The organism is Ideonella livida, from assembly GCF_010499455.1.
Lineage (GTDB): Bacteria > Pseudomonadota > Gammaproteobacteria > Burkholderiales > Burkholderiaceae_C > Ideonella > Ideonella livida.
This window is the reverse complement of the sequence record NZ_JAAGOH010000050.1, coordinates 19,889-27,201: the sequence shown is the minus strand read 5'-3', so window position 1 is coordinate 27,201 and position 7,313 is coordinate 19,889. Positions and strand designations below refer to the sequence as shown.

Below are 7,313 nucleotides of genomic sequence, written 5' to 3'. Positions count from 1 at the left end.
GGGAGGAGGCGCCGCCGCCTCAGCGGCCGGCGCCACGGGCAGCACCGGCGCGGGCTGGCGGGCCTCGGGCAAGCGCTCGTAGACCGGTCCGGCCTGGGCACGCAGCGCGTCGTACAGGGCCAGGGCGCGGTGGGCGCCGGCGCGGCGCAGGGCCTCGGCCTCGTTGGCCAGGGCGGCGGGGTCGGCCGGGCGCACGATGGCCTGCACCCGCTGGGCCAGGTCTTCAGGCGCGGGATGGCCCATGAAGTCGAGCACCCGCCGCAGTTCGGCCAGCGGGTCGGTGCGCAGGGCGTCGTGGTGGCTCACCAGGGTGCGGCCGGCAGGCAGGCTGGCCAGCAGGGCAGCGTTGTAGCGCTCCCACAGGGACTGGGCGAAGCGGGGCGAGCAGACCGAGCGCCGCATCAGCGACCGGGCCACGGCCTGCGGCCCGCGCAGGCAGACGATGACCCGCAGCTCGGGCTGCAGCGCCTGCCAGAAGGGCAGGGTCAGGCTGTTGCGGGGGTCCTTCCAGAGCCCGCGCGGGGCATCGCCAAAGGCGGTCTGCAGCAGGGCCCGGGCCGGGGCGGCCAAAGCCTGCACGGCGGGATCGTGGTGCCAGCCGGTCGGCAGCTCGGGAGGCAGGTCCCAGTCGCCGCCCAGGGTCTCCAGCAGGCGCCGGTTGAGGCGCATGAAGGCCAGGTGCTCGAAGAAGCCGTCAGGGTTGTCGGCCTGTGGCGCCATGAGCTGGGCGGGATCACCCAGGCTGACCCCGGCGGTCTGGAGCAGTCGGGCCAGCACCGAGGTGCCGGAGCGGTGCATGCCTGCGATGCAGAAGACGTCCATGGACCGAGGAGGTGCGAGAGGGGTCGGGAGTGGCGACCCATCCCCAGGACGGCCGCCCGCGCTGCCGCCAAGTATCTCCGCGCCGCCCCGGTGGCCACGGCCTCCGGGGCCTGCGGTTTGGGGAGGTGCTCAGACCGCCCGGTGGGCCTGAGGATGCTCGCGGTACCAGCGGTAGGTGTCGGCCAGGCCATCGGCCAGGCTCCACTGGGCGCGCCAGCCCATGTCGGCCAGGCGCGAGACCTCCATCAGCTTGCGGGGCGCGCCATCGGGCTTGGTGGCGTCAAACACCACCCGGCCGCGGTAGCCGGTGACCTGGGCCATGGTGCGCGCCAGCTCGGCAATGGAGCAGTCCACCCCGGTGCCCACGTTGATGTGGCTGAGCATGGGCTCGGTGTGGGCCTGGTAGGCCGCCGGCGCCAGCTCGTGGACGAACACGCTGGCCGCGGCCATGTCGTCCACATGGAGGAACTCGCGCAGCGGCGTGCCGCTGCCCCAGACCACCACCTCGGGCTCATCGTTCTGGACGGCCTGGTGGAAGCGGCGCATCAGGGCCGGGATGACGTGGGAGTTCTCGGGGTGGAAGTTGTCCCCCGGCCCGTAGAGGTTGGTGGGCATGACACTGCGGTAGTCGCGGCCGAACTGGCGGTTGAAGCTCTCGCAGAGCTTGATGCCGGCGATCTTGGCGATGGCGTAGGGCTCGTTGGTGGGCTCCAGCGGGCCGGTGAGCAGGGCCGCCTCGGTCATGGGCTGGGGCGCCAGGCGGGGATAGATGCAGGAGGACCCCAGGAACAGCAGGCGCTGCACGCCCGCCTGGTGGGCCGCGCCGATCACGTTGCACTGGATCTGCAGGTTCTGCAGGATGAAGTCGGCCGGATAGCTGTGGTTGGCGTGGATGCCTCCGACCTTGGCCGCGGCCAGAAAGACGGCCTCGATCCCCTGCCCGGCAAAGAAGCGCTCCACATCGGCCTGCCGGGTGAGGTCCAGCTCGGCATGGCTGCGGACCACGATGTCCCCGTAGCCCAGCGCCTGCAGGCGCCGCACGATGGCGCCGCCCACCATGCCGCGGTGACCCGCCACGAACACCCTTTGTCCACGCATCGCCATCCTCCATGCCCGGGGCCGGGGCCCGGCTTGTCCACAGGCCTGCCAGCATAGGCGCGCGACGCAGACGGGGCGGCGCGATTTGGCCGGTGCGCGCCCCTCACTTCCGGGCAACGGCACGGGCCCGGCGCGGGCAGGGGCCATGCCCCCGGTCCTTACAATCCCGCCCCATGTCGCGCCCCCAAGAATTCATCCTGACCCTGTCCTGCCAGGACACCAAGGGCATCGTCCACAACGTCTCGGGCCTGCTGTACCAGGCCGGCTGCAACATCATCGACTCCCAGCAGTTCGGCGACGTGCAGGGCGAGGGCGCCACCGGCCTGTTTTTCATGCGGGTGCACTTCGAGGCCCCCGAGCACCTGGCCGACGTGGCCACCCTGGACCGGCTGTTCGGCCATGTGCGGGGCCAGTTCGCCATGGACGCCCGGATCCATGCGGTGGACGAGCGCCCCCGCGTGCTGCTGATGGTCAGCCAGCATGGCCACTGCCTGAACGACCTGCTGTTCCGCTGGAAGAGCGGTCAGCTGCCGATGGACATCCGCGCCATCGTCTCCAACCACACCACCTTCACCGACCTGGCCGCCAGCTACGGGCTGCCCTTCCACCACCTGCCGCTGGTGGGCGGCGCCGATGCGGCGACCAAGCGCGCCCAGGAGCTGCAGGTCGAGGCCATCCTGGAGGCCGAGAAGATCGACCTGGTGGTGCTGGCGCGCTACATGCAGATCCTCTCGCCGGAGTTCTGCCAGGCACTGCGGGGCCGGGCGATCAACATCCACCACAGCTTCCTGCCCAGCTTCAAGGGCGCCAAGCCGTATTACCAGGCGCACGCCCGTGGCGTGAAGCTCATCGGCGCCACCGCCCACTACGTCACCCCCGACCTGGACGAAGGCCCGATCATCGAGCAGGACGTGGCCCGCGTGGACCATTCCCTCTCGGCCGAAGACCTGACCGCCGTGGGCCGCGACGTGGAATGCGTGGTGCTGGCCCGCGCCGTGCGCTGGCATGTGGAGCGCCGCGTGCTCATGAACGGCCACAAGTCGGTGGTCTTCCGCTGACGCCCCACGCCCGCCACCGCCATGCCCCGACACCTCGCCGCCCTCTTCGCCTCGCCCGAGGATGTGGAGCAGCAGTTCTATGAAGCCCTTCAGGAAGGCGACCTGGACAAGCTGATGGCCGTGTGGGCCGAGGACGACGAGATCGTCTGCGTGCACCCGGGCGGCGTGCGCCTGGTGGGCCTGGCCGCCGTGCGCGGGGCCTATGAGGACATGCTGGGCCAGGGCGGCCTGCCGCTGCGTCCCCTGGAGGTGCGCCGCCTGCACGGCCTGGGCTGCGCCGTCCACAGCGTCACCGAATGCCTGGAAATGCGCACGCCCGAAGGGCTGCGGCGCGGCTGGGCGCTGGCCACCAACGTGTACCTCAAGACCCCGCAGGGCTGGCGGCTGGCGGCGCACCACGCCACCGCGGCCTCTGACGAGGCGCCGCCGCCCAGCGGCGAGGTGCCCACCGTGCTGCACTGAGCGGCGCCACACCGGCCCGCCCGCTGCCATGGCCACCGCTCCACCCACCGCCGGCACCTGGCGTTACCGTGCCCCGGCGTGGCTGCCCGGCGGCCACGCCCAGACCATCTGGGCCGCGCTCTATGCCCGGCGCACGCGTGGGCAGGCGCTCACTTTCGAGCGGGAACGCTGGACCACACCTGACGGCGACTTCATCGACGTGGACCTGCGTCCGCACCCCCTGCCTGGTGCCCCCTGGCTGGTGCTCTTTCATGGGCTGGAGGGCTCTTCAGCCAGCAGCTACGCCCAGGCCTTCGGGGAGCTGGCGCAGGAGCGCGGCCTGTCCTACGCCGTGCCCCACTTCCGGGGCTGCTCGGGCGAGCTCAACCACGGGCCACGGGCCTACCACTCGGGCGACCATGAGGAGATTGGCTGGATCCTGGCGCGGCTGCGTGCCCAGGCGCCCGGGCCGCTGCAGGTGGTGGGCATCTCGCTGGGGGGCAATGCCCTGCTGCGCTGGGCGCAGGAGCAGGGCGCCGCGGCCGCCGCCACCGCCTCGGCCGTGGCCGCCGTCTGCTCCCCCATTGACCTGGCCGGTGGCGGCGCCAGCATCGACGCGGGCTTCAACCGCCGGGTGTATGCCCGCATGTTCCTGCAGACCATGAAGCCCAAGGCGCTGGCCAAGCTGGCCCAGCACCCAGGGCTGTTCGACCGCCAGCGCCTGCTGGCCGCGCGCACGCTCTACGAGTTCGACCAGGTCTTCACGGCGCCGCTGCATGGCTTTGCCAGCACCGAGGACTACTGGCGCCGGGCTTCGGCCAAGCCGCACCTGGCCGCGCTGCGGCTGCCGGCCCTGGTGCTCAACGCCCGCAACGACCCCTTCCTGCCGGCGCGGCACCTGCCGCACGCCGGCGAGGTGGGCCGCTGGGTGCGGCTGTGGCAGCCGCGCGAGGGCGGCCATGTGGGTTTTCCGGCCGGGGTCTTTCCCGGCCATGTGCAGGCCATGCCCGAGGCGGTGCTGGACTGGCTGCAGTTTCCTGACGTGCAGGGGTGAATGCCATGGATGAGATGGTGCTGGCCGCGCTGAAGAAATGGCCCGATGTGCCCGCGTGCCGCGGCTGGCTGGCCCTGGACGGGCGCGGCGACTGGTACATGCGCGACGACGCGGTGCAGCGCGCGGGGCCTTTTCCGCAATCGCGCGGCAGCCCGGTGCGGCACGACAAGCTCATCGCCTTCATCGGCCGCAACTACGCAGCCGACGCCCAGGGCGCCTGGTACTTCCAGAACGGGCCGCAGCGCGTGTATGTGGAGCTGGAGGTGGCGCCGTGGATCTGGCGGGTGCAGGCCGTGCCCGGGGGCGGCTGGGCCGTGGACAGCCACACCGGCCTGTCCGCGCACTACCAGCAGGCCTGGCTGGACGAGCAGGGCCGCCTGTTCCTGGCCACCGACCTGGGCTTCGGCTTGGTCCACAGCCTGGACATGGACGCGGCGGCCGACGCGGTGGACGCCGGCGCCTGGGTGTGCCAGACGCTGCCCTTTGCGCAGATGCCGGCCCGCTTTGGCTACCGGCTCAGCCCCGCGGCCACCGGGGCCTGAAATCCTCAGCCGGGCTGGCCCGGGCGCCGCCGGCGGCCCGGCAAGGCCAGGCCCGCGGCCACCAGACCGGCCAGCCACAAGGGCTGCCAGGCACCGCCGCCCTCCTCTTCCTCGTCCTGGCCCCCGGTCTCCCCGCCGGTGCTGGCGGCCGTGATGGTGAAGGTCTGCCGCGTGGTGGACTGCTGGCCGCTGCTGTCGGTGACCTGCAGCTGCACCACCGCCTGGCCCGCGGCCAGGCCGGTCACGGTGGCCGTCCAGCCGCCGGAGGACACCACCAGACGCGCCACGCCCGTGCCGCTGATCAGGCTCCAGGCGGGCGTGGACAGCGTGGCCCCTCCCACCGCCGAGGAGCGCGAGGCCGAGACGCTGGCCGACTGGCCTGCGGTAAGGTCCACCGCGCTCGCCGACATCACCGCCACCGGCCGCGAGACCGCCCCCGACTGCACCGCCGCCAGGGCCGCTCCGGCGTCCAGCAGGCCCGCACCGCAGGTGTTGACCGTGCAGTAGCACTCGCTGTCCTGGTAGTCGTCGTCGCCAAGCGGCACGTGGCAGGCCTTGACGTCGCTGTCAGCGCCGCTGGCCGGGAAGTCCCGCGCGGTGTTGCGCAGCACCGAGATGATCTGCGACGTGCTCAGGTCCGGGTTGGCCGAGAGCATCAGGGCCACCGTGCCAGCCACCAGGGGCGAGGAGAAGCTGGTGCCCACAGCGTAGTCGTCGCCGCTGGTCGTGTAGCTGTGGGCCTGGGGCGACTGGGTGCCGGTGTTGGTGGTGCTGAGGATGGGGTAGAGGCAGGCGCCGGACTCGTTGACGCAGTTGCCCGCGGGGGCGGCCACCGTGGCCTCTGCCCCCAGGCTGGAATAGCCGACCTTGGTGCCGGTGTGGCGCACGCCGGTCACCGCGATCACCCCGCTGCAGTTGGCGGGGGTACCCACGGCCAGGCCGTCATTGCCCGCTGCCGCCACCACCACCGCCCCCACGGCGGCCAGGTCGTCCACCGCCTCCTGGTAGGCGGCCGAACAGCTGCCGCCCGAGCCCAGGCTCATGTTGAGCACCCGGGCGGGTTGGGGGTTGAGGCCCACACCCTCCACCGCCAGGCCCCCGGCCCAGCGCATGGCGGCGATGATGTCGGAGTCGTAGCCGCCGCATTTGCCCAGCACGCGCACCGGCAGCAGGCGCACACCCGGCGCCACGCCCGCCATGCCGATGCCGTTGCCGGTGGCCGCCCCCACCAGCCCCAGCGTCTGGGTGCCGTGCCAGCTGCTGGTGGACTCGCCGCAGCCCTCGAAGACGCCGCCGCGCAGACCATCCTCGGCGGCGGTGATCCAGTCGCCCGGGTCCGAGGGGTTGGCGTCGTCCAGGCTGCCGTCGTTGGCAATGGCCAGGGCGGTGGTGGCGTCCACGTCATCGCCCCAGCCCACGAAGTCGTAGCCGTTCTCGGTGCGGCCACTCAGGTCGGGATGGTCCAGGCGGGCGCCGGTGTCGAGCACCGCCACCACCAGGCTGGCACTGCCCTGGGTGATGGCCCAGGCCGGCTCGATGTCCAGCGAGGACTTGACCGTGGCGGTGGGCGCACGCAGGTACCACTGGCCCACCACCGGGGTGGTGAGGGTCTGGCCCCCAGGGTAGAGGGGGTCGTTGGGGGCGGCCAGGGCCTGGCGCCGGCGGTCAGGCACGGCCCAGAGCACATCGGGCTGGGCCGCCAGCCGGTCGGCCAGGGCCTGGCTGTCGAGCCCGCTGGTCGCCCGCAGTACCTGGGTGTGCCCATCCAGGGCGCGCCCGTCCTGCAGGCGCAGGCCCAGGCGCTCACCCAGGACCGTGGCCCCACGCGGCGGCCGCGCCCCGGCGCGCAGCACCACACTGCGCCGGGGCAGCCAGGTGGCCCCTTCGCGGTAGCGCACGATGACCCGCGCACCTTCGCTGGCGGGCGCGGCGGCGGCCCGGCGCGGGCCCGCCTCCACGGCGGCCCCGATGGAGCCGGCCGGCCAGCCCAGCGAAAGACAGGCCAGGGCAAGGCTGGCAAGACGGAGGGGAAGCAGACGCATGGGTGTGGACTCTGGCGGATCGGACGTGACGACAGCGGCGACGGCTGCCGGACAGGCGGCAAGCCCCAGTCTAGCCACCGCCGCGCCTGGGGGGCAAAACGCCCCCCGCGACCAGAGGATGGCCAGGCTGATGCCCCTATCGCCTATCGGCGCCCACCGGCGCGGACTGAACCCGGGTCACGGGCATGAAAAAGGGCCCCGAAGGGCCCTGGTGGGTGGCGTGGCGCCGGCTCAGGCTGGCGGCCACGCAGAGAGG

The 7,313-nt window shown here is 72.7% G+C and carries 7 protein-coding genes; 4 read left to right on the top strand and 3 right to left on the bottom strand.

Annotated features, from left to right (window positions below; genetic code table 11):
• Both G3A44_RS21930 and fcl read right to left on the bottom strand, forming a co-directional pair.
• A partial coding sequence (locus tag G3A44_RS21930) for a sulfotransferase family protein (RefSeq protein WP_163459887.1) occupies positions 1-822 on the bottom strand: 822 nt, incomplete at its 3' end.
• Positions 823-951: 129 nt separating this feature from the next.
• On the bottom strand, positions 952-1,920 hold the full coding sequence (fcl, locus tag G3A44_RS21925; protein ID WP_163459886.1) for a GDP-L-fucose synthase: 969 nt from the start codon (positions 1,918-1,920) through the stop codon (positions 952-954).
• Positions 1,921-2,093: 173 nt separating this feature from the next.
• On the opposite strand from fcl, the gene purU reads away from it, so the two are divergent.
• Genes purU through G3A44_RS21905 form a run of 4 tightly spaced genes read left to right on the top strand, consistent with a single transcriptional unit; the run spans position 2,094 to position 5,015 of the window.
• The gene (gene purU / locus G3A44_RS21920) at positions 2,094-2,978 is read left to right on the top strand and encodes a formyltetrahydrofolate deformylase (RefSeq protein WP_163459885.1); all 885 of its coding nucleotides are present in this window, start codon (positions 2,094-2,096) and stop codon (positions 2,976-2,978) included.
• A 21-nt stretch (positions 2,979-2,999) separates the two neighbouring features.
• Complete coding sequence (locus G3A44_RS21915; protein WP_163459884.1) at positions 3,000-3,440, top strand: YybH family protein; 441 nt, start codon at positions 3,000-3,002, stop codon at positions 3,438-3,440.
• A gap of 28 nt (positions 3,441-3,468) precedes the next feature.
• Entirely contained in the window at positions 3,469-4,473 is a 1,005-nt protein-coding gene (locus G3A44_RS21910; RefSeq protein WP_163459883.1) for a YheT family hydrolase, read from the top strand.
• A 5-nt stretch (positions 4,474-4,478) separates the two neighbouring features.
• On the top strand, positions 4,479-5,015 hold the full coding sequence (locus tag G3A44_RS21905; RefSeq protein ID WP_163459882.1) for a DUF2946 family protein: 537 nt from the start codon (positions 4,479-4,481) through the stop codon (positions 5,013-5,015).
• Between the two features lie 5 nt (positions 5,016-5,020).
• Here the strand turns inward: G3A44_RS21905 and G3A44_RS21900 are convergent, their stop codons facing one another.
• On the bottom strand, positions 5,021-7,057 hold the full coding sequence (locus G3A44_RS21900) for a S8 family peptidase (protein WP_163459881.1): 2,037 nt from the start codon (positions 7,055-7,057) through the stop codon (positions 5,021-5,023).
• Positions 7,058-7,313 lie beyond the last annotated feature (256 nt).

What these genes read in the sequence shown, in the direction of transcription:
- fcl (WP_163459886.1), bottom strand. Translation starts at nt 1,920, where the DNA reads ATGCGTGGACAAAGGGTGTTCGTGGCGGGTCACCGCGGCATGGTGGGC.
- purU (WP_163459885.1), top strand. Translation starts at nt 2,094, where the DNA reads ATGTCGCGCCCCCAAGAATTCATCCTGACCCTGTCCTGCCAGGACACC.
- G3A44_RS21915 (WP_163459884.1), top strand. Translation starts at nt 3,000, where the DNA reads ATGCCCCGACACCTCGCCGCCCTCTTCGCCTCGCCCGAGGATGTGGAG.
- G3A44_RS21910 (WP_163459883.1), top strand. Translation starts at nt 3,469, where the DNA reads ATGGCCACCGCTCCACCCACCGCCGGCACCTGGCGTTACCGTGCCCCG.
- G3A44_RS21905 (WP_163459882.1), top strand. Translation starts at nt 4,479, where the DNA reads ATGGATGAGATGGTGCTGGCCGCGCTGAAGAAATGGCCCGATGTGCCC.
- G3A44_RS21900 (WP_163459881.1), bottom strand. Translation starts at nt 7,057, where the DNA reads ATGCGTCTGCTTCCCCTCCGTCTTGCCAGCCTTGCCCTGGCCTGTCTT.